At 64.5% G+C, this 18,975-nt stretch carries 14 protein-coding genes; 3 read left to right on the forward strand and 11 right to left on the reverse strand.

Annotation, left to right across the window (positions count from 1 at the left end):
• Positions 1-81 precede the first annotated feature (81 nt).
• The 3 genes from ACSQ23_RS27030 to ACSQ23_RS27040 all read right to left on the reverse strand — a co-directional run bounded on the left by ACSQ23_RS27030 (position 82) and on the right by ACSQ23_RS27040 (position 5,590).
• Positions 82-1,362: an ABC transporter substrate-binding protein gene (locus tag ACSQ23_RS27030; protein ID WP_436092525.1), complete on the reverse strand. Its 1,281-nt coding sequence runs from the start codon at positions 1,360-1,362 to the stop codon at positions 82-84.
• 191 nt (positions 1,363-1,553) lie between these two features.
• Positions 1,554-2,636 (reverse strand): ABC transporter ATP-binding protein, encoded by a 1,083-nt coding sequence (locus ACSQ23_RS27035; RefSeq protein WP_055999921.1) that lies wholly within the window; start codon positions 2,634-2,636, stop codon positions 1,554-1,556.
• Between the two features lie 209 nt (positions 2,637-2,845).
• The gene (locus ACSQ23_RS27040; RefSeq protein ID WP_436092526.1) at positions 2,846-5,590 is read right to left on the reverse strand and encodes a glycoside hydrolase family 2 protein; all 2,745 of its coding nucleotides are present in this window, start codon (positions 5,588-5,590) and stop codon (positions 2,846-2,848) included.
• A 208-nt stretch (positions 5,591-5,798) separates the two neighbouring features.
• On the opposite strand from ACSQ23_RS27040, the gene ACSQ23_RS27045 reads away from it, so the two are divergent.
• On the forward strand, positions 5,799-6,827 hold the full coding sequence (locus ACSQ23_RS27045) for a LacI family DNA-binding transcriptional regulator (RefSeq protein ID WP_436092527.1): 1,029 nt from the start codon (positions 5,799-5,801) through the stop codon (positions 6,825-6,827).
• Here ACSQ23_RS27045 and ACSQ23_RS27050 read toward each other — a convergent pair.
• Positions 6,790-7,806, reverse strand: coding sequence for a hypothetical protein (locus ACSQ23_RS27050; protein WP_436092528.1), 1,017 nt, complete (start codon positions 7,804-7,806; stop codon positions 6,790-6,792). The genes ACSQ23_RS27045 and ACSQ23_RS27050 overlap by 38 nt on opposite strands.
• Before the next feature lie 262 nt (positions 7,807-8,068).
• The gene (locus ACSQ23_RS27055) at positions 8,069-9,064 is read right to left on the reverse strand and encodes an arabinan endo-1,5-alpha-L-arabinosidase (protein ID WP_436092529.1); all 996 of its coding nucleotides are present in this window, start codon (positions 9,062-9,064) and stop codon (positions 8,069-8,071) included.
• Between the two features lie 201 nt (positions 9,065-9,265).
• On the opposite strand from ACSQ23_RS27055, the gene ACSQ23_RS27060 reads away from it, so the two are divergent.
• Positions 9,266-10,480 (forward strand): lytic murein transglycosylase, encoded by a 1,215-nt coding sequence (locus ACSQ23_RS27060; RefSeq protein WP_436092530.1) that lies wholly within the window; start codon positions 9,266-9,268, stop codon positions 10,478-10,480.
• A gap of 165 nt (positions 10,481-10,645) precedes the next feature.
• On the opposite strand, the gene ACSQ23_RS27065 is transcribed toward ACSQ23_RS27060, so the two are convergent.
• The 6 genes from ACSQ23_RS27065 to ACSQ23_RS27090 all read right to left on the reverse strand — a co-directional run bounded on the left by ACSQ23_RS27065 (position 10,646) and on the right by ACSQ23_RS27090 (position 17,345).
• The gene (locus tag ACSQ23_RS27065; RefSeq protein ID WP_436092531.1) at positions 10,646-11,779 is read right to left on the reverse strand and encodes a glycoside hydrolase family 172 protein; all 1,134 of its coding nucleotides are present in this window, start codon (positions 11,777-11,779) and stop codon (positions 10,646-10,648) included.
• 2 nt (positions 11,780-11,781) lie between these two features.
• A complete protein-coding gene (locus ACSQ23_RS27070; protein WP_436092532.1) occupies positions 11,782-12,951 on the reverse strand; it encodes a glycoside hydrolase family 172 protein in 1,170 nt (389 codons plus the stop codon).
• Between the two features lie 22 nt (positions 12,952-12,973).
• Complete coding sequence (locus tag ACSQ23_RS27075; RefSeq protein ID WP_436092533.1) at positions 12,974-13,810, reverse strand: carbohydrate ABC transporter permease; 837 nt, start codon at positions 13,808-13,810, stop codon at positions 12,974-12,976.
• On the reverse strand, positions 13,803-14,741 hold the full coding sequence (locus tag ACSQ23_RS27080) for a carbohydrate ABC transporter permease (RefSeq protein WP_055876965.1): 939 nt from the start codon (positions 14,739-14,741) through the stop codon (positions 13,803-13,805). Before ACSQ23_RS27080 ends, ACSQ23_RS27075 begins: the two co-directional genes overlap by 8 nt.
• Before the next feature lie 172 nt (positions 14,742-14,913).
• A complete protein-coding gene (locus ACSQ23_RS27085) occupies positions 14,914-16,254 on the reverse strand; it encodes an ABC transporter substrate-binding protein (RefSeq protein WP_436092534.1) in 1,341 nt (446 codons plus the stop codon).
• Positions 16,255-16,340: 86 nt separating this feature from the next.
• A complete protein-coding gene (locus ACSQ23_RS27090; RefSeq protein WP_436092535.1) occupies positions 16,341-17,345 on the reverse strand; it encodes a LacI family DNA-binding transcriptional regulator in 1,005 nt (334 codons plus the stop codon).
• 289 nt (positions 17,346-17,634) lie between these two features.
• Here ACSQ23_RS27090 and ACSQ23_RS27095 point away from each other — a divergent pair, with 289 nt between their 5' ends.
• Positions 17,635-18,888, forward strand: a complete 1,254-nt coding sequence (locus ACSQ23_RS27095; RefSeq protein WP_055999955.1) for an ABC transporter substrate-binding protein — start codon at positions 17,635-17,637, stop codon at positions 18,886-18,888.
• Positions 18,889-18,975 lie beyond the last annotated feature (87 nt).

An 18,975-nucleotide genomic window follows, 5' to 3' on the forward strand; every position in this document is an offset into this window, starting at 1 on the left:
AACCGGAAAAGTCTGCAACTTTTCCTGAAAACGCTCCGAGCAAAATCCGGCCGGCGCCCGGGTGGGCGCCGGCCGGTTGGATTACTCCACCTGACCCTGCAGATCGTCGCGCATCTGTTCCATGGCGGACTGCGGATCGATTTCGCCGTTGACGGCGGGCATCAGGTAGTTGCCGGCAGCGTCGTAGACCGGGGAGGCAACGCCGGCGAGCACCGACGAGGGGTCGAACACGGCGGTGTCGGCGAGGATCGAGTAGGTGGCGTTCGGCTGCTTGGTCTTGAACTCTTCGCTGTCGCGGACCGGCGAGTAGGCCGGGATGTGGCCGGCGTCAGCCCAGGCGAGGGAGTTCTTGTTCATCCAGGCAATGACCTGGAGCACGGCGGCGCGCTTTTCGGGCGAGACTTCGTTGCCGACGCGGTTCGGGATGGCAAAGGAGTGGGAGTCGGCCCAGGTTGCCGGGTGATCGAAGAAGGTCGGCAGCGCAATCGCGCCCCATTCGAAGCCGAGCTCACCCTTGGCGCTCAGGTCGGTCATGGTCGGGACTTCCCACACGCCATTGATGTGCAGCGGCGCCTTGCCGCCGGTGAACAGCGCGATCGAGGCCGGGTATTCGGTGGCGGCCGGGGCCAGCCCGTCCTTCACCCAGTCGGCAACCACGGTGGTCGCCTTGACCGCCTTGTCGAGGTTGTCGCCCGACAGGAAGTTGCCGTCGGCATCGAGGAACTGACCGTCCTGCTGGCCGAGCAGCGAGTAGAAAATGCGCCACTGGCTGTCGCCGGCGGCGGAGTGGATCGAGATGCCGTACTCGGAACCACCATCCTTCAGCTTCTGCAGCGCCGCCTTGAAGTTGTCGACGCCGTCGAGGCCGGTGGGCAGGCCGTTGTCGCCGATCAGACCGGCAGCGGCCAGCTTGTCCTTGTTGTAGTAGAGGACGACCGAGTGGATATCGAACGGCACGGCATACTGCTTGCCGTCGACCTGGGCGGCTTTCCAGTTGGACTCGGCGAAGTCAGCGCCCGAGAGACCGGCGGCGGTCAGCTCGTCGGTGGTGATCTCGCTGAGGGCGCCCGAGGAGACGCCGAGCGGCAGGCGCGACAGATGATAAGTCATCACGTCCGGGCCTTCGCCAATGGCGGCCGAGGTCTGGACCTTGGTGTAGAACGGGGTGCCCCACTCGAGCGTGGTAGCCTGGATTTCGATCTTGCCGGCGTTCTCGGCGTTGAACTTCTCGATCAGCGCCTTCATGCGGACGCCGTCGCCGCCGCCGAGGAAGTCCCACCAGGTCACGACTTCCTGGGCCTGCGCCACGGCCGGCATCAGCAGGGCCGTCGACAGCAGCGCCATCTTCAGAAACGATTTCATCATTGCATTTCCTCCCATCGGGTTAGCTCCATGCGCAGGCGTTGCGGATCGGTGCGGACCGTCCCTGTCCCGGGCCCTGCGCATTGAGCAGTGGGGTGGCCGTTCGGGACATTATTGCTGACCTATCTTGTGATATGGATCAGAAATTCGGATGCATAAGGGCGTATCTTCCCTATTGATGGATACGAGTTTCAGCCGGCGCTGTAGGCGACGTCCCTCACGTCAAACAGGTGCGAAGAGGCGCCGTCGAAATCGAGCTTCACCTGGTCGCCGACATTGATGCGCGACTGGCCTTCGTCCTCGGCGATCACCACCGAATTGTCTGACAGACGCACATAGGCGAGGGTGCGCTCGCCCAGCCGCTCGACCACATCGGCCTTGCCGCTGACCGCGCCATTGGCCGACACCTTCACCGATTCCGGCCGGATGCCGAAGGTCACCTGGCCGTCACTGGGCAGGCGGGATGAGGCGATGCCGGTGAGGATTTCCGAGTTGTCGGGCAGCCGGACCACAGCCTTGCCGTCACGATCGGAGAGCTGCTGCACGGCCAAGAAGTTCATCGAGGGCGAACCGACGAAAGCGGCGACGAAGCGCGAGGCCGGCCGGGAGTAGATCTCCATCGGCGTGCCGATCTGCTCGATCTTGCGATTGTTCATCACCACGATCCGGTCGGCCAGCGTCATGGCCTCGATCTGGTCGTGCGTCACGAAGATCATGGTGGTCTTGAGGCGTTGATGCAGTTGAGCAAATTCGATGCGGGTGCGGGCGCGCAGGCCCGCGTCGAGGTTCGACAGCGGTTCGTCGAACAGGAACGCCTTGGGGTCGCGCACGATGGCGCGGCCGATGGCGACGCGCTGGCGCTGGCCGCCCGAGAGCTGCCCGGGCTTCCTATCGATCAGGTGTTCGAGCTCGAGGGTTTTGGCCGCGGCGGCGACGCGTTTCGCAATCTCCTGCTTGGGGGTGCGGATGTTCTGCAGCCCGAACGACATGTTCTCGCGCACCGTCATGTGCGGGTAGAGCGCGTAGTTCTGGAACACCATGGCGACGCCGCGCTCGGCGGGCGGCAGCTCGTCGACGCGCCTGTCGCCGATGTGGATTTCGCCGCCGTCGATGTCCTCGAGGCCCGCGATCATCCGCAGCAGCGTGGACTTGCCGCAACCCGATGGGCCGAGAAAGACCATGAACTCGCCGGAGCCGATGGTCATCGAAACGTTCTCGATGACCCGGACCTGACCGAAGTGCTTGCTGACGTTTACGAGCCTGATATCGGCCAAATCGCGTTCCTCCCGGGTCGTCCCCGGCCCGCGTGTCCCTTGGGGATCTCGCGGACCGGTGCTGATGCTATTGCGGCTGACAATATTGTCAATCCTGTATCAAAAGAAAGCGGAAAATTCATCTTAAGTTTCAGATAGTTAGAGGAAACCGTCATCCGGTGATGACGCGTTTCCTGTGTTTCCTACCCGAAAAGCTGATTCAGTTTCCTTCAGTCCGTCTCCAGATTTGCCGTGGTGGTGACAAGGCCGTCGAACAGTGCCGCCGCGACCGGATCAACGCCCGGCGCGTCATTGGTCAGGCGGAAGGTGGTGACCACCAGGCCGCCTTTGCCGACGGTGCGGCGGGCGATGGTGGCGGCCGGCTTGTTGATCCAGCCGATGACCACGCCGGCATCGATCAGCCCCTCATATTCCCAGGAGCGGAAGCCGGTCAGCACGTGGTGCGGCACGACGCGATCGAACGAGATATCAAGCAGCGGGCCGCCGGGCAGGGTGGCGAATGCCCCTGTCCGCTTGATCCAGGAGAAGTTGGCGATCCAGTCGCCGCGCCACAGCGTGCCATCACGCAGCACCAGCCCGATATTGGGGAGCTGGGTTTCCGAGCCGAGGTGACGGGCCCGCTCCTTGCCTGCCGGCATAGTCGGCGGCTCGGCGCGGGGTGGGTCGGTGCGGAGGTTCCGGTGCGTCTCGACCGAACCGTCGGCCAGCACCAGGTAGCGGGCGCCGTGGCGCATCGCTTCGATGTCGGCGGCGCCGAGCGCATGGGTGAGCACCAGGTCGGCGGCAGCGGTATCGGTGGTCACCGTATAGCCGAGACCCTTGGCGAAGGCTGCGAGTTCGGGGCTGGCGGCGGCGATCCTTGCCGGGCCGGCCGTGCGCTTCGAGTAGACCGAGACCTGGATCTCGTTTTTGGCCAGCAGCTTGCCGCCGGCTTCGAGCTTCAACGCAATACTGGCGACGCGTGCCTCACCGCCCAGCGTGATCGTGGTGGCGCCGAGGTCGGCGACCGCCAGACCTTCCGTCGCCGGGACATCGAGCTTGCCGCTCGTGCCCTCGACCGACCAGGTGAGCGTCGCGCCAGCCGGAACCGCCTTGCCGCCGGTCGCCACCTTGAGGTTCAGCGCGAAGCTGTCGCCCGAAGTGATGGCGTGATGGGCCAGCTGCGGCACGATCACCGTGTCGGTGTTGATCTCGGCGAAGCGATCGTGGAAGGCGCGCGGGTTGCGGTTGATGTCGAGCAGGCCGTTGGCCTCCCAATGCACGTCGGTCATTTCGGTGATGACGTAGCCCTGGATCGGTGCGTGGGCGCGCATCGACTCGATCTCGTATTTGAGATTGGCGAACTGGTACCACTGCACGTTGGTGATGAAGTCGCCGAAGCTCTGGAACACCTTGTCGAGGTGGTAGGTGGCGAAGCGGTTCTGGATACCGTGCGGATAGGCCGCGCCGTCGCCCCAGTTGCCGCCGGTCTCGGCCCACCAGGGCTCCGCGCCGGCAGGGGTCTTCACCTGGTCGGGATGGGGCAGGCCCCAGACGCCGAACTCGGACACCACCAGCGGCTCGTCGCCGCGACGCTCGCCATCGCCAAAGGGCGTCCAGGTCCAGTCGGCGGCGCCGGCGAACTCCTCAGTGAGCTTTTCCCATTCGGCGCGGCGTTCCGGCACCGAGCGGTAATAGTGGTAGTCGTTGATGTCGGTCTTGACGTGGAAGTTCGGGATACAGGCCGAGTTGTCGACGACAAGCCGGCGCGGGTCCTTGGCTTTCAGCCAGTCATAGGTGTCCTTGAGCCACTGGCGGTGATCGGCGTTCTCGATCAGCCGAGTGCCCCAATCCTCGTTGATGATGGTCCAGGCGATGATCGAGGGGTGGTTGCCATCCCTGGCGATAATGCCGGCCATGGTGTCGCGCATGCGCTGCGCGGCAGCGGCGGTGAAGTACTGGACGTTGGGGATTTCGGTCCAGATCAGCACACCCAGCCGGTCGGCGACTTCGTAATAGCGCGGATCCGGCACCTTGATGTGGACGCGCAGGAGGTTGAGGCCGAGATGCTTGGCCTTCTGCAACTGGTCCTCGAGGAATTCCAGCGAGGGCGGGGTGCAGATGCCATCCGGGTAGTAATCCTGGTCGAGCGCGCCACGCAGGTAGAGCGGCTGGCCGTTGAGGAAGAACTTGCCGTCGCGGGTCTCGATCGTCCTGAACCCAAAGCTATGCGTGGTGCTGTCGACCACTTCGCCGTTGGCGATCAGTTCGAGCTTCAGGGAATGCAGGTTCGGCGTCTCGGTCGACCACAGCGCCGGGGCGTTGAGCTTCAAAGTGAGCGAAGCGCCGGTGGTCTCGGCGGAAACCCCACCCACCGTGGCGCGTACTGTGGCGCCGGCGCCGGCGGCCGAGCGGGTCAGCGTCACGGCGACGTCGCCGCTGTCCGGGTTAGCGTCGATCGCCACATGCGCGACGTGCCGCTTATCGCGCGACAAGAGCTTCACCGACTGCCAGATGCCGCCGAGCGGGCCATACCAGCTCTGCTTGCCGTGCGGGATTTCACCGAACGGATAGTCCGGATAGGCCTCGGCGTCGCCGCTGGGCAGGGTCACGTGCACTTCCAGCGCGCTCTCGGCCGGGGTGCCCGCGGGGATGACGAACTCGAAGGGCAGGTAGCCGCCTTCATGGGTGCCGAGCACGCGGCCATTGAGGCGGACTTCGGAGAAATAGTTCACCGCGCCGAAGCGGATGGCGATCTCGCGGCCCTGCCAGGCGGCCGGGATCGACAGCTGGCGGGCGTAGATGGCCTTGCCGGTGGCGTGGCGGAGATCGGCGAATTCGGCCTGCCAGGGGCCGGGGACGGTAGCATTGCGCCAGTCGCCATGGCCATCGAGCCGGAAGCGCCAAGCGCCATCGAGCGAGATCTCCTCGCGTGCGTTTGCGCCAGCCTTGGTGGCCGTAGTCTCGCCGATCATATAGTCCTCCCACCACGCTAATAATTATTAGCAGTTTCGTTATGGCTACCGGCTTTCCAGCGGTCTGGCAAGCGTTTCGGTTGCTAATGAGTTTAGCAAGCGAAGTTGCGCACACGGCTCGAAGCCTGATAATGCTGCGCTTTGAAGACGTTAAACGAACGCTTCGCAAAGACGTTAAGCGAACGCTTTAGACGTGTTGGGGGAAGTGGTGGCAAAGCGGCCGACCATGATCGAGATCGGTGAGCGTGCGGGGGTCTCGCAGGCCACGGTGTCGCTCGTGTTGAACCGGGTGCCAAATGCGCGTGTGGCTGAAGCGACGCGGGCCAGGGTGATCGAGGCGGCTGAGGCGCTGGGCTATCGCAAGGGGCCACAGCACCACGTGCCCGAGAACAAGACCCGGGTGATCGGCCTGCTCATCGACGAAGTCACCACCACGCCGTTCGCCACGCCGTTCATCGAGGGAGCGCGCGAGGAGGCGGCGTTGCAGGATGTAGTGGTCGCGACCTTCTCGACCCGCTCCGATCCCAAGCTCGAGAGCCTGGCGCTCGACATGCTGCTCAGCAACCAGATCATCGGCGTGCTCTATGCCAGCCTCGTCACCCGGCCGGTCGAAGTGCCGGAGCGGCTGCGCGACGTGCCGACCGTGCTGCTCAACTGCTATGACAAGCAGCGCTACTACCCCTCGGTGGTGCCGGCCGACGTCACCGGCGGCTATGCCGCGACAGAGGCGCTGTTGAAGGCTGGGCACCGCCGCATCGCGCATCTCGCTGGCGAAAGCTGGATCCAGGCGGCCGACGACCGCGAGCGCGGCTATCGCCAGGCGCTCGCCTCATGGGACGTGCCGGTCGACGAAGAGCTGATCATGCGCGGCGGCTGGACCATCCATGGCGGGCGCGACCTGACCACGCGGCTGCTCGATATGCCCAACCCGCCCACCGGCATCTTCGCCTTCAACGACCGCATGGCGGTCGGCGCCTACGGGGCGTTGCAGGCGCGCGGGCTGCGGGTGCCGGACGATATGTCGGTGGTCGGCTTCGATGACGAAGACACCAGCATGTACATGAATCCGCCGCTCTCGACGGTGGTGCTGCCGCACGAGGAGATGGCGCGCTGGGCGGTCGGCACGCTGCTCGACGAACAACTCCCCGCCGCCTCGCCGCGGCGGATCAAGATCGAGTGTCCGCTGATCAGCCGCGGCTCTATCGGGCCGGTGCCGGTGCGGGCTGCGGCCGAGTAGCTTTCCGCGGCCGCTCCCAAGAGTACCAGCCCGCCGACAGCAGCACGAGCACGCCAACCGTCACCAGCGCCGCGGTCAGCGAGCTGCGCACGGGCTTCCCCATGAAATAGCGGGTGGCGAAGAAGCCGATATTGGAGAGCACCAGGAAGCTCAGCACGTGCCGCCCGGGCGTCAGCAGCACATTGGGTATGCTGACCCGCGCCGCGATGAAGCGGCAGAGCCAGAGATAGGCGATCAGGATCGCAGCCGGGCCGACGATCCACAGGATGGTCGGGGGGAAGCGGTTGGGAAACTGTCCGGTCTGGATCGTCACCCAGTAAAGGTAGCCGGTGATCGCCAGCGCTGGCACGAAGTGCCAGGCGCGCACCGGATGGCTGCCGTACCAGATGCCGAGGAGGAACCAGGGCAGGTAGGGGAGGAGCGGGAAATTGGCGAAGCCGGTATGGCTGACCAGGGTCGGCAGCAGCGGGACGATGGCGCCGGTGGTGTAGAAGGTAGTGGCGAGGCAGGCGAGCGTCGCGACGACCAGCAGCCAGGGGGTGCGGCCGATCGTGAGCAGCACTGAACGCGCCAGGAGGGTCAGCAGTGACAAGATGAAGAAGGTGGCGAGGAACTCGCTCCAGCCGAACAGCCGCTGCATGGTGACGACGTCGAAGATCAGCTGCGGATCGAGCTTCTTGCGATCGACCAGCAAAGCGAAGGCGAAGGACGAGGCATAGACGGCCAGCAACAGCAGCAGCGAGGGCCGCAGCTGCCGCCAGAGGCTGCGCTTTCGCACCTCCGGCTTGGGCAGGCCGAGACCGATGCCGAAGGCGAACAGGAAGCCCGAGAAGCTGACGAGGTTGGCATACTCGGCGAAGATCGCCGCCTCGGGCTTAGCCCGGAAGGTGATGAGCTGGACCACGTGGGCGCCGACCATGCCGATGACCAGCAGGGTCTTGAGCAGGTCGAGGTCGGCGGCGCGGTTGGGGGTTTTCACGATCGATTCGGTTCCTTGGCAGGCATCAGCCGGTGGGCTTCAGGGAGGGGCGCCCGATAGCCGCAGTCGGCTTCCCTCTCCCGCTTGCGGGGGAGGGGGGACCACGCGAAAGCGTGGTGGGAGGGGGGTGCCCCACGCACTGATCGTAAGCGGATGGGGCAGGCGCCAGAGTTTGTGGCACCCCCTCCCACCAGCCTTTCGGCTGGTCCCCCCTCCCCCGTAAACGGGAGAGGGAAGCCGACTGCCGGCCTTAGCGGTCCTATTACTCCGGCAATGCATCGAGCTCGGGCCAGCCATCTGGGGTCCATCGGATCGGCGAGAACTGGAGTTTCGACACGCCGAGGTCGTCACCGTCGTAATAGTGGTAGGCGAGCATCTCGCCCTTTGAGGTGACGATGGCTTCCTGCCCGCCGGGACCGATGAAGCGGCCGGTCTTGCCGAGGAGCAGGGTGCCGCCGCCCGCGAGCATCGACTTGCCGTCGCGATCGAGATAGGGGCCGGTCACCGTATCGGCGCGGCCGACGCGCATGTTGTAGGTGCTGTCGAGCTGCTTGCAGCACTGGTCGAACGACACGAACAGGTAGAACCGCCCCTCGTGCTCGAGAATGCTGGCCGCTTCGATGCCGGCGCCCTGGCGTGAGGCGAGGTCATGGGTCGGGGTATCCGGCGTGAGCAGCTTACCGGAGGCCGGATCGAGCTCCCGCATTTTGATGCCGTCCCAGAACGAGCCGTAGGCAAGGAAGGCGCGGCCGTCGCTGAGGTCGATGCGCCAGGGGTCGATGGCGTTCCAGTTGTCCTTGCCGTTGGATTTGAGCACCAGGCCCTGATCCTCCCAGCCCTCGCCGGGTTTCTCGGGGTCGAGCGTGGCGTTGGTCATCAGCCCGATGGCGCTGGTGTTGATGCCGAACGAGGACACCGAATAGTAGAGGTTCCAGCTCTCGCCGTGCCGGCTGACCGATGGCGCCCAGATGTTGAGCGACTGGTAGCCGAGTTCCTTGCGCTGCCATTTGGGGACGCCCTTGCCGATCGAACCGGCGTCGGTCCAGGCAATGCCATCCGGCGAGGTCTTGGCGCGAATGGCGCCACGATAGAGCCCGCCCTCCTGTCCGGTCTGGAAGGCGACGAATTTGCCGTCGACCTCGATCACCGTGGGGTCATGGATCCTGATGTCGCCGGTCAGCGTCGGCTGCACATCGGCGGCCAGCGCCGGCGACACGAGGCCGCAGAGCAGCGTGGCCACCGCAAGGGATCGAAACATCGCACTCCTCCGACGCGATGAAAGGGGCGAAGGCATCCCAGAGATTGGCGGCGGGTGTCAACCGATCACGCGATCGGGAACACGTGGGTAACGCGATCTTAATTTCGTTCAGGAGAATAGACGAGAAACCGTCGGCCAATTGTGCCGGCAGATCGGCCCAGCGTTCTATCCGGGCCGCCCCTCTTGTGCAGAGGCGCCTTCATGTACCGCGTAAACAAGCCCATCGAATTCTCTGTTTCCCGTCGTAGTTTCGGTATCGGCGCTGCTGCGCTGATCGCTTCGTCGGCGTTCACGCCGGCCTTTGCCAGCGTCGGTGGCTTCGTCGACCAGACCTGGCAGCGGGCCAAGGCGCGCGGCGTGTCGAAGCGGGTGTTCGACATCGCGATGGGCGATTTCAAGCCGATCGGCTCGGTGCTCGAGCTCAGCAAGAAGCAGCCCGAATTCGTCTCCACCGCCGCCGACTATGTGGTGAAGCGGGTCAGCGACGCGCGCATCGGCACCGGGCACGAGATGCGCGGCGAATGGGCCAAGACGCTGAAGGCGGTGAGCGAGCGCTACGGCGTGCAGGGCGAGATCATCCTCGCCATCTGGGGCATCGAGACCAATTTCGGCGGGTTCCTGGGCGGCACCAACACCGTGCATGCGCTGGCGACGCTTGCCTATGGCGGCTATCGCACCGATTTCTTCGGCTCCGAGCTGATCACCTCGCTCGAGATCCTCGAGGGCGGGCATGTGCGCGCCAAGGACATGGTCGGCTCGTGGGCCGGTGCCATGGGCCTGCCGCAGTTCATGCCGTCGAGCTTCATGAAGTACGCCGTCGACTTCAAGGGCGATGGCCACAAGGACATCTGGGGCTCGGTGCCCGACGCGCAGGCTTCGATCGCCAACTACCTTAAGTCGTTCGGCTGGCGAGCAGGGGAAACCTGGGGTTACGAGGTAAAGCTCGCGCGCGACTTCAACTACCAGAACGTCTGGCAAGGCCTTACCGCGACCTTGGGCGACTGGCGCGGCGTCGGCGTTGTCCGCGCCAACGGCAAGCCGTTCCCGCGCGACAGCGATACCGCGCGGCTCTATATGCCGATGGGCGGCAATGGACCGGTGTTTGCGGTGCTGCCGAATTTCGGGGTGATCAAGCGCTACAACAACTCCGACAGCTATGCGCTGGCCGTCGGCCACCTCGCGGACCGGATCCTCGGCGGCAAGGGTTTTTCGGTGGCCTGGCCGAAGGACACTGCGCTCAACGCCGATGGCCGGAAGCAGGTGCAGGCGAAGCTCTTGAAGAAGGGCTATGAGATCGGCAAGCCCGACGGCGAGATCGGGCCGAAGACGCGAGCGGCAGTGATCGACTGGCAGACCCGCGCCGGGCTGCTGCCGGATGGGCATGTGTCGGGGAATCTGCTGAACGCGTTGAGCTGAGGCGGTTTTCGACTAGATGGCCGGTGCGGGCTGACCCCCACCCCTGTCCCCTCCCCGCAAGGGGGAGGGAGACCAAAACACTGGCCTAGCAGTCTGCGTCTCCCTCCCCCTTGCGGGGAGGGATTAAGGGTGGGGGGCAGCCCGCGCTGGCCTTGCAGTAACCCCTCAAATCACCTCAAGATAATCCCGCCCAGGCAGCGCCTCGAATGGCGCCGTCGGCAAGGTCTGGTACCAGAAGGCCACCGAGGCGATGTCGTCCTGCAGCGGCAAATAGCGGCGGGTGTTGCGGTTTTCGGTGCGCCAGCCGAGCGCCTGGATGGTGACCTTCAAATCGCTCTCGAAGCGGATCGGGTCGCTCAGGTGCCAGCGATACATGCCGAAGCGGGTTTGGCTGCGATAGGTGCCGTCGGGCCGCAGCACCTGTGGCAGGCCGGCATAGGGGGTGGAGAACTCGCGATAGCGGCTGTCCATGGTGGCATCGACCACGCCGCCATCGAAATTGTAGGCGCCGCAGAAATAGTCCTCGGTGCCGGTGCCGCAGATGGTGGGGAACGCCTTGTCCCCATCCATGAAGAACTTGATCTCGCCTTCACCCCACCAGCCGGAATTGTTCACCCCCCAGGCCATGTAGGTGCCGACATAGTGGCCGCGCCCCTTGATGCCATCGAGGATGGTGTAATCGGTGCCGTAGGGCAGGGGGTTGGTGCGACGGAACTTGGCGTGGAAATAGGCCGCGTCCTCGGGCACCTCGGTCAGGGTGTAGTTGATCTGGTAGTAGATGATGCCGAAATCGTCGGGGTCGGTGTTCTCGATCTCGATCCGAGCGGCCTTGCGGAACGGCATTTCCCAGTAGCAGTTGAAGGCGCGGCCGGGGTTGACGCAGACGGCGAGCGAGTTGATCTGGGCGAACTGGCCCCAGCCCATGCAGAAGAAATCGCCGAGCGGCGCCTCGACCGAGGGGTTCTCCTGATCGTCCCACCACATGCGGATGATGAGGCTCCGCCAGCGCAGGTTCGCCGTGGTCAGCCAGATCTGCTGGATGGCGCCCATGCCCTCGATATCGGCAAGGACGCGGGTTTCGCCCGGTTCGATCCGGATCGAGGGCGATACCTTCCAGCCCTGGCCATTGCCGTCGGGGCCGAGCCCCTTGGCGTGCACGGCGCCGGTGCCTTCGGTGGCCATGCCGCCCTTACCCTTCTCGCCGGTGAAATTCTCGGGCGAGATCGAGCGGGTCCTGGCCGGCGACAGCCGGTAGAGGTTCGAGAGGTTGACGCCAAGTCCGTTGAACGGCGTAGTCATTTTCATTGTCCCTGGAATGGATAGCGGAAATGGGGGATGCGCTCGGCAACCGGCGGTAGCGGATCGAACGGCTTGTGCGGCTCGGCCTGATACCAGAACGCCACCGACGAGATGTCGTCGGACCGGCCATTGGCGTGGCCGTGCTCGATGCTGACCTTGATGCGCTCCTTGAAGATCAAGGGGTCCTCGATGTGCCAGCGATAGAGCGTCACCGGCTCGGTCCAGTTCGGGCCGCCGGCGGCGATGATGCCGTGATAGGGCGCCGAGTATTCTTCAGTGGGGCACCAGGCGGTGTTGAAATAATCCTCGGTGCCGGTGCCATGCAGGGTCGGCGGCCACTGGTCGTTGGCGCCAGGGGCGCTTTCCGGGCGCGGCTCGATCAGCGCGGCTTTGGGGCCGATGCGCGGATCGGGCTTGCGCACCGTGTCGGGCACCGAGAGGCCGGGGGCGCCGTCGATCCAGATCATGTCGTCGCCTTCGCCGTACCAGTCCCAGGACCGCGACAGGCGCTGCGACTGGACCGAGAACAGCACGCCGACATAGTGGCCATGGCCCTCGGCATCGAGGATCAGGTAGTTGCGCTTGCCGTCGACATTCTCGCCGCCGAACAGATGCTGCTCGTTGGTCTTATTGGCCTCGCTGACCCCTTCGGGCCGATCCTGTCGGTACTGGGCGTGGAAGCGCCCCATGCCGTCTTCGAGCCGATCGTGCAGCTCGAGATCGACATAGTAGTAGAACAGCAGGTCGACCTCGGACTCGTTGGTGATGGTGAGCCGCATCGAGCTGCCGAACGGCATCGGGAAGTAGCAGTTGAAAGCCTTGCCATCCTGAGGGCTGGCCTGCACCGGCAGCGAGGCGAAGTTCTTCGTTTTGGCGTGGCCCATGCCGAAGAAATCGCCGATCGGGGTCTCGACGCTCGGTTCGGTCTCGCCGTCCCAATAGGCGCGCAGCACGATCTTTCTCAGATAGTGGTCGGCCGACGAGGCGAGGGTGGCCCAGATATGGGTGATGATGCCGGCGCCCTGGTGCTCGGCGATCACGACGGTCTTCCCCGGTTCGATATGCAGCCGGTCATCATTGCCGCCGGTGCGGTCGTAGCTCGAAAAGCGCCGGCTCTGCGCCTCGCGCAGCTTGGCTAGTCCCCGTAGCGGCGATAGGCCCGCATTGGTCATAATTGTCTCCTTTGGGGGCTGCCTACTTGAGGCCGCTGGTTTTGATCGAGTCCATGATCTGCTTCTGGAAGATCACGAACAGCACCAGCATCGGCACCGCGACGATGGTCGAGGCGGCCATGGTGTAGTTCCAGCTGGCGGCGTACTGGCTCTTGAAGTTGGCGATGGCCACCTGCACGACCCACAGGTTCTGGTCGGAGGCGACGGTGAGCGGCCAGAGGAACGAGTTCCAGTTGGCGAGGAAGAACAGGATCGCCAGCGCCGCGATGATCGGCCGGCTTAACGGCAGGATGACGCTGGTGTAGATGCGCCAATAGCCGGCGCCATCGATCACCGCGGCTTCCTCCAGCTCCTTGGGCAGCGACAGGTAGTATTGGCGGAGCAGGAATATGCCGAAGGCGTTGAAGATCGCCGGGACGATCAGCCCGGCATAGGAGTTCAGCATGCCCATCGAGCGCACCAGGATGAACAGTGGCACGATGATCACCGGCAGCGACACGAGGAAAGTCGAGAACATGGCGAGGAACACCACCTCGCGTCCCGGAAACTTCAGCCGCGCCAGGGCGTAGCCGGCCATGGTGTGGAAGAACAAAGCCACCACCGTCACCACGGCGGAGATGACGAAGGTGTTGATCAGGTAGCGCCAGAACGGCACCTCGGTCAGCACGTAGATGAAGTTGTCGAGCACGGGCTTGGTTGGGATGAGGTTCGACTTGAACACCTCGGTCGGGCCCTTGAAGGCGATCGACAGCATGTAGAGCAGCGGGAAGATCGCCATCAGGGCGAGCACCACCGTCACCAGCATCCAGACCAGCCGGACGACATTGGCCTGCGAACGGGAGAGGGTTGCGCTATTCATAATCGAACCGTCCGCCGCGGGTGAGGAAGAAGAAGAACACCGTGACCACCATCAGCAGCACCACGAGGAGCGTCGCCAGCGCCGCGGCATAGCCGAAGGCGGAGTACTGGAAAGCCTGCTGGTAGATATAGCTGATCAGGAGCGCCGTCGAATTGGCCGGTCCGCCCTTGGTCATCACGTAGATCAGGTCGAAGGCCTGCGCGCCGGTGATGGCGGCGACGGCCGAGACCAGCAGCACGAAGAAGCTGGTGGGGCGCAGCAAGGGCAGGGTGATGAACCAGAAGCTCTGCGTGGCGCTCGCGCCATCGATGCGCGCCGCCTCGTAATACTCCTTGGGGATGTCCTGCAGGCCGCCCAAAAAGATCAGCATGTAAAAGCCCATCAGGAACCACACCGCGGCGAGCGTTACGGTGAACAGGGCCAGGTTGGGGTCGCCGAGGAAGGAGATGCCGCCGAGCCCGATCGAGGCGGCGAAGCGGGTGAGGACGCCGAGCTTGTCGACCACCATCAGCTGCCAGACCAGCGCCACGACGACGAGGCTGACCATCTGCGGCGCGAAGAACATCGAGCGCATGACGGTGTTGAACTTGCTGGTGCGCTGCACCAGCAGCGCCAGGCCCAGCCCGCTGACATAGAGCAGGGGCACCAGCATCAGGGTGAACTGCCCGGTGACGCGCAGCGACGACCAGAACAGCGGGTCACCCCACATCTTCAAGTAGTTGGCGAGCCCGACGAACTTGAAGCCGCCGAAGCCGTCGACCTCGAACACCGAGATGCCGAGCGCCAGGAGCATCGGCAGGCCGATGAACAGCATCAGGCCGATGGCGTCGGGCGCGACGAACAGCACGCCGGCAATGGCCTCGCGCTGCCTCGTGGTGAGCCGGATGGCAGCGGGCTTGTCGCCCGCCGCCGTAGTTGTGATCTCAGTCACTGGTCACTCCGAACACAGGATCATGTGGCTGTCGCCTCCCTCCCCCCGCGGCGCTACCGCGTCCGCTAGGAGGGGAGGGATTGAGGGGGGGGTGGTTCAGTGATCACCGATGGACCCCCACCCCCCACCCCTCCCCTCAAGGGGGAGGGGAGCGAAGCCGTCGTGGCTTCCCTTACAGGATCGGTGCGCCGGTGTAGGACGCGAGGAAGGCGTCGAGCTGCTGGCTGGCGGCGGTGGCCGTTGCCTGCGGGTCGGCGCCGCCGAGCTGGGTCTGCTGGATGGCGTCGGAGATGATCTTGTAGACCTCGGGCGGCACCCGCGGCTCGGCCCGGGTTCCCGGATGGATCTGGGTGCCGAAGATCCCCATATTGCCCTTGTTGAAGGCATCGCCACCGGCAGCCAGCGCCGAGTTGCGCGGTGGCATGTCGGACTTCGCCACAGTGCACCAATCGACCACGCGCTGCACCGAATCCGGCGCCATCGAAGCCAGAGCCCAGGCGATGAACTTCGCCGCGGCTTCCGGGTTCTTGCCCTTGGAATTGGCGACGAAGGCCCAGCCGCCACCGACGGTGACGTACTTGCCGCCAGTCGGCACCGGCAGCTTGAAGATGCCGTAGGGGACGTCGGGGGCGTTGTTGTCCATCGCCGAGATGCCCCAGATGCCGACATTCTGCATGGCGCAGTAGCCGGAGCCGAGGTTGGCGACGATATCGCCGCCGCCACCGCCGAGCATCTGACGCGGTGCGGCGCCGGAATTGACCGCATCCTGCCAGAGCTTCAGTGCTGCGACGGTTGCCGGCGAGTCGAAGGCGGACTTGCCTTCAGCCGACTGGAATTCGCCGCCGCCCTGCCACATGAAGGGGTACCAGGTGAAGTTCTGGTAGTAGCCCGGGTTGGTCTCGAACAGCACGCCATAGCGCTCGGCCGTGGTCAGTTTCTTCCCCACTTCGAGCAACTGGTCCCAGGTGGTGGGCACATCGTTCTCGTTGAGCCCGGCCTCCTCGAACGCCTTGACCGAGTAGTAGAAGGCCATCGGCTCGACTTCCATCGGCACGCCGAAGATCTTGCCGTCGACCATGCGGTTGGCGATGACGCTTTCGGGGAAATCGGCGCGGGCCGCTTCCTCGATCGCCGGGGTCAGGTCCTGCAGCACGCCGCCATTGTAGTAGCGCAGGAAATCGCCGGGCGAGATGATGAAGATATCCGGGCCCTGGCCCGACGCGAACGAGGTCGCGAGCTTGGTGCCGCCGATATATTCGGAGCCCACCACATATTCGAGCGCGACCTGCTCGGATTGGGTGGCGTTCCAATCGGCCACCATCTTCACGAACCAGTCGACCTGCGGCTTCACATCGCCGCCGGGGGCATAGAACTGCCAGAAGCTGAGCGTGTTGTCCTGAGCGAACGCCTTGCCGGCGAACGGCAGGGCAAGGCCGGCAGCGCCCAGTGCGGCGCCGCCCTTGAGGATGGACCGGCGGGACCATCCCGACGGCATGTTGGACGTAAGAGTCATCTCACTCCTCCCTGGAGCTTTGGTGTTGTCGTCCGGGACGCGGCCACCTCCCCCGAAACGGCCGCGCTTGGTTATTCTTCGTCCGGCTAGGCCGACTCGAAGATGCGCAGCGCACAGGGGATGACCTCGGTGCGCGGCGGGCCGTCGAACTTGCCGTTGAGGCGGTCGAGCAGCATTTCAACGGCGCGCCGAGCCAGCGCACCTGGATTCTCGCCGGCTCGGGTGAGGTTGGGCCTCACATACTCGAGCTGCGGCAAGTCGCCGAAAATGGCGACGGCAATATCGTCGGGGACGCGGACGCCCTGATCGTGGAACTCGGCCAGCGCACCCATCGCCATCAGGTAGTTGCCGATGAACACGGCGCTCGGCTTGTCCTCGCCGCTCAGTTGCGCGATCCACTGCGCCGCCTCGCGACCGGAGGGCGGCAGGTAGGTGCCGGTGTAGCGCTGGGCCTTCTTGACCTTGACCTTGTGGTCCCTGAGGGCCTGTTCGAAGCCATCGGCGCGGGCCATGGCGGACTCGAAATTCTCAGGCCCGGTGATCTGCACCACAGTCTTGTGCCCGCGTTCGGAGAAGTGCTTGCCGACCATGTAACCGCCGCCGTAATCGTCGACTTTGACGCTGTCGACGGCGTGGCTGGCGAGCTGGCCGATGAACACCGTCGGGGTGTCGAGCTTCAAGAGCTCCTCGTTGATGCCGTGCAGGGCGAAATCGCCGACCAGCAGGCCATCGACGCGCTTCTTGTTGAGCTGGCGCAGGTAATCGCGGCCATGCGTCTGCCAGTTTCCGCCCGGCACGTCGGTATTGTAGATCAGCGCGTCGAGCCCGGCCTCCTCGAGCGCCGCCTGCGCCGCCTTCACCATCTCGGTGTAGAACGGGTTGCCGATATCGGGGATCAGCATGGCGATCAGGTTGGTGCGCCCCGTCCGCAAACTCTTGGCCTGCGGATTGGGCGAATAGCCGAGCTCATCGATCGCCGCCTGCACCTTTTCGCGCAGCGGCTTCGACACCCGATTGGCGTGGTTGATCACATGCGAGACCGTGGTCCGCGACACGCCTGCCCGTTCGGCAACCTTTGAGATCGTGCTCATGGCGGCAACGGCTAGCACCAAACGAAAGACGCATGCAAATGGATTTGTGAATGCATTTGCAAATCCATTCACAGCTGTTACGTTCGCTCTCGCCAGAAGACGGGGACAACCCCGCGATGGGAGAAATACCTGAACGATCACAATGGTTTAATCAGCGCACTCTGAAGTCGGACGCCAGTTTTCGGCGGTTTTCCGGGTGCGGATGGCTTTTCAACAGCGGACGCGGTGAAAAACCCGCGATCCAGCGCCGGCGAAGCTTTGTCGAAACGCCGGACAGAGGAGGGACGAGATGAAGAAATTACTGGCGGCTCTGCTGCTCACGGCCGGGCTGGTATCGCCTGCGCTGGCCCAGTCCGATGAAGCGGGCAAGCTGCGGCTGATGACCTTTGGCGGCGAAGCGCAGCTCAAATCGACGCAGGACGCGGTGACCCGCTTCAACGCCAAATACCCCAATGTCGAGGTCGAGATCGGCGTCGATGCAGTGGGTGGCGGCTGGGGCGATTTCGTGTCGCGCGTCTTGCAGCAATACAATGCCGGCGAGCAGTATGATGTCTACCACACGGCGGTGGAGACGCTGCAGAGCTTTGCGGCGCGCGACCTGTTCATTCCGCTCGACGACTATATCGCGACCGGCGACTTCTCCGACTTCGACGCCAAGCTGTTCGACCTGACCAAGTACAAGGGGAAGACCTACTTCATCCCCTCGACCTGGAACAACATCATGACGAACTACAACCGGGCGCTGTTCGCTGAGGCCGGTATCGAAGCGCCCAGCAAGACCTGGACGTGGGACGAGTTCGCCGCCATCGCCGAAAAGCTGACCAAGCGCGACGCCAACGGCAATGTCACCCAGTTCGGCTACGAGGTGCCGGCCTTCTTCTTCGGGCTGATGCCGTGGTTCCTCTCCAACGGCACCTCGCCGGTGACCGCGGATTGGTCGGCCTCCAACATGAAGGACCCCAAGGTCGCCGAGACGCTGCAGTTCCTCTACGACCTGATCCACGTCAAGAAGGTGTCGCCGGTGCCGGGGCAGGAGGGCGTCGAGAACCAGTTCTTCGCCGGCCAGATCGCCATGATCTCGCGGGGTCACTGGATCGTGCAGAACGCCATCTCGTCAAAGCTCGACATGGATATCGCTGTGCAGCCGGGCAAGGTGAGCAACGACACCGTCATCGGCTTCGGCGCCTATGGCATTTCGTCCAAGGCGCAGAACCCGGAACTGGCCAAGGCGCTGGTCACGGAACTCCTGAGCTACGAGACGCAGGTGGCTGAAGGCGATCTGGGCGGCGCCGTGCCGGGCCGCAAGTCGGCGGCCGAGACCGAGAATTTCCTGAAGTTCCCGCCGTCGGCGCCGCTCTACTACGAGACGCTGCCGACCACCCATGCGGTGCCGTCGCCCGCCAATTTCCAGGAAGTCGACCAGATTTTCATGCGGTATTTCAACGCCATCATGACCGACGAAATGACCATTCCTGATGCCGTCGCCAAGGCGGACCAGGAACTGACCCGCTCGTTCGAGCGCATCAAGCGCGTCACCCAGTAGTCCTCCCCCGGACTGCCCGCGCCGAACCCTCGGGTCCGGCGCGGGCACTTTCACCTGAGCGCTCCAGTTTTCTCCGGCCCGAGATGG

The organism is Devosia sp. LjRoot16 (assembly GCF_964252795.1).
Lineage (GTDB): Bacteria > Pseudomonadota > Alphaproteobacteria > Rhizobiales > Devosiaceae > Devosia_A.

Bases quoted from the DNA above. Each gene is read 5' to 3' on its own strand.
- ACSQ23_RS27030 (WP_436092525.1), bottom strand. From the start codon at position 1,362: ATGAAATCGTTTCTGAAGATGGCGCTGCTGTCGACGGCCCTGCTGATG.
- ACSQ23_RS27040 (WP_436092526.1), bottom strand. From the start codon at position 5,590: ATGATCGGCGAGACTACGGCCACCAAGGCTGGCGCAAACGCACGCGAG.
- ACSQ23_RS27055 (WP_436092529.1), bottom strand. From the start codon at position 9,064: ATGTTTCGATCCCTTGCGGTGGCCACGCTGCTCTGCGGCCTCGTGTCG.
- ACSQ23_RS27060 (WP_436092530.1), top strand. From the start codon at position 9,266: ATGTACCGCGTAAACAAGCCCATCGAATTCTCTGTTTCCCGTCGTAGT.
- ACSQ23_RS27065 (WP_436092531.1), bottom strand. From the start codon at position 11,779: ATGACTACGCCGTTCAACGGACTTGGCGTCAACCTCTCGAACCTCTAC.
- ACSQ23_RS27070 (WP_436092532.1), bottom strand. From the start codon at position 12,951: ATGACCAATGCGGGCCTATCGCCGCTACGGGGACTAGCCAAGCTGCGC.
- ACSQ23_RS27075 (WP_436092533.1), bottom strand. From the start codon at position 13,810: ATGAATAGCGCAACCCTCTCCCGTTCGCAGGCCAATGTCGTCCGGCTG.
- ACSQ23_RS27085 (WP_436092534.1), bottom strand. From the start codon at position 16,254: ATGACTCTTACGTCCAACATGCCGTCGGGATGGTCCCGCCGGTCCATC.
- ACSQ23_RS27090 (WP_436092535.1), bottom strand. From the start codon at position 17,345: ATGAGCACGATCTCAAAGGTTGCCGAACGGGCAGGCGTGTCGCGGACC.
- ACSQ23_RS27095 (WP_055999955.1), top strand. From the start codon at position 17,635: ATGAAGAAATTACTGGCGGCTCTGCTGCTCACGGCCGGGCTGGTATCG.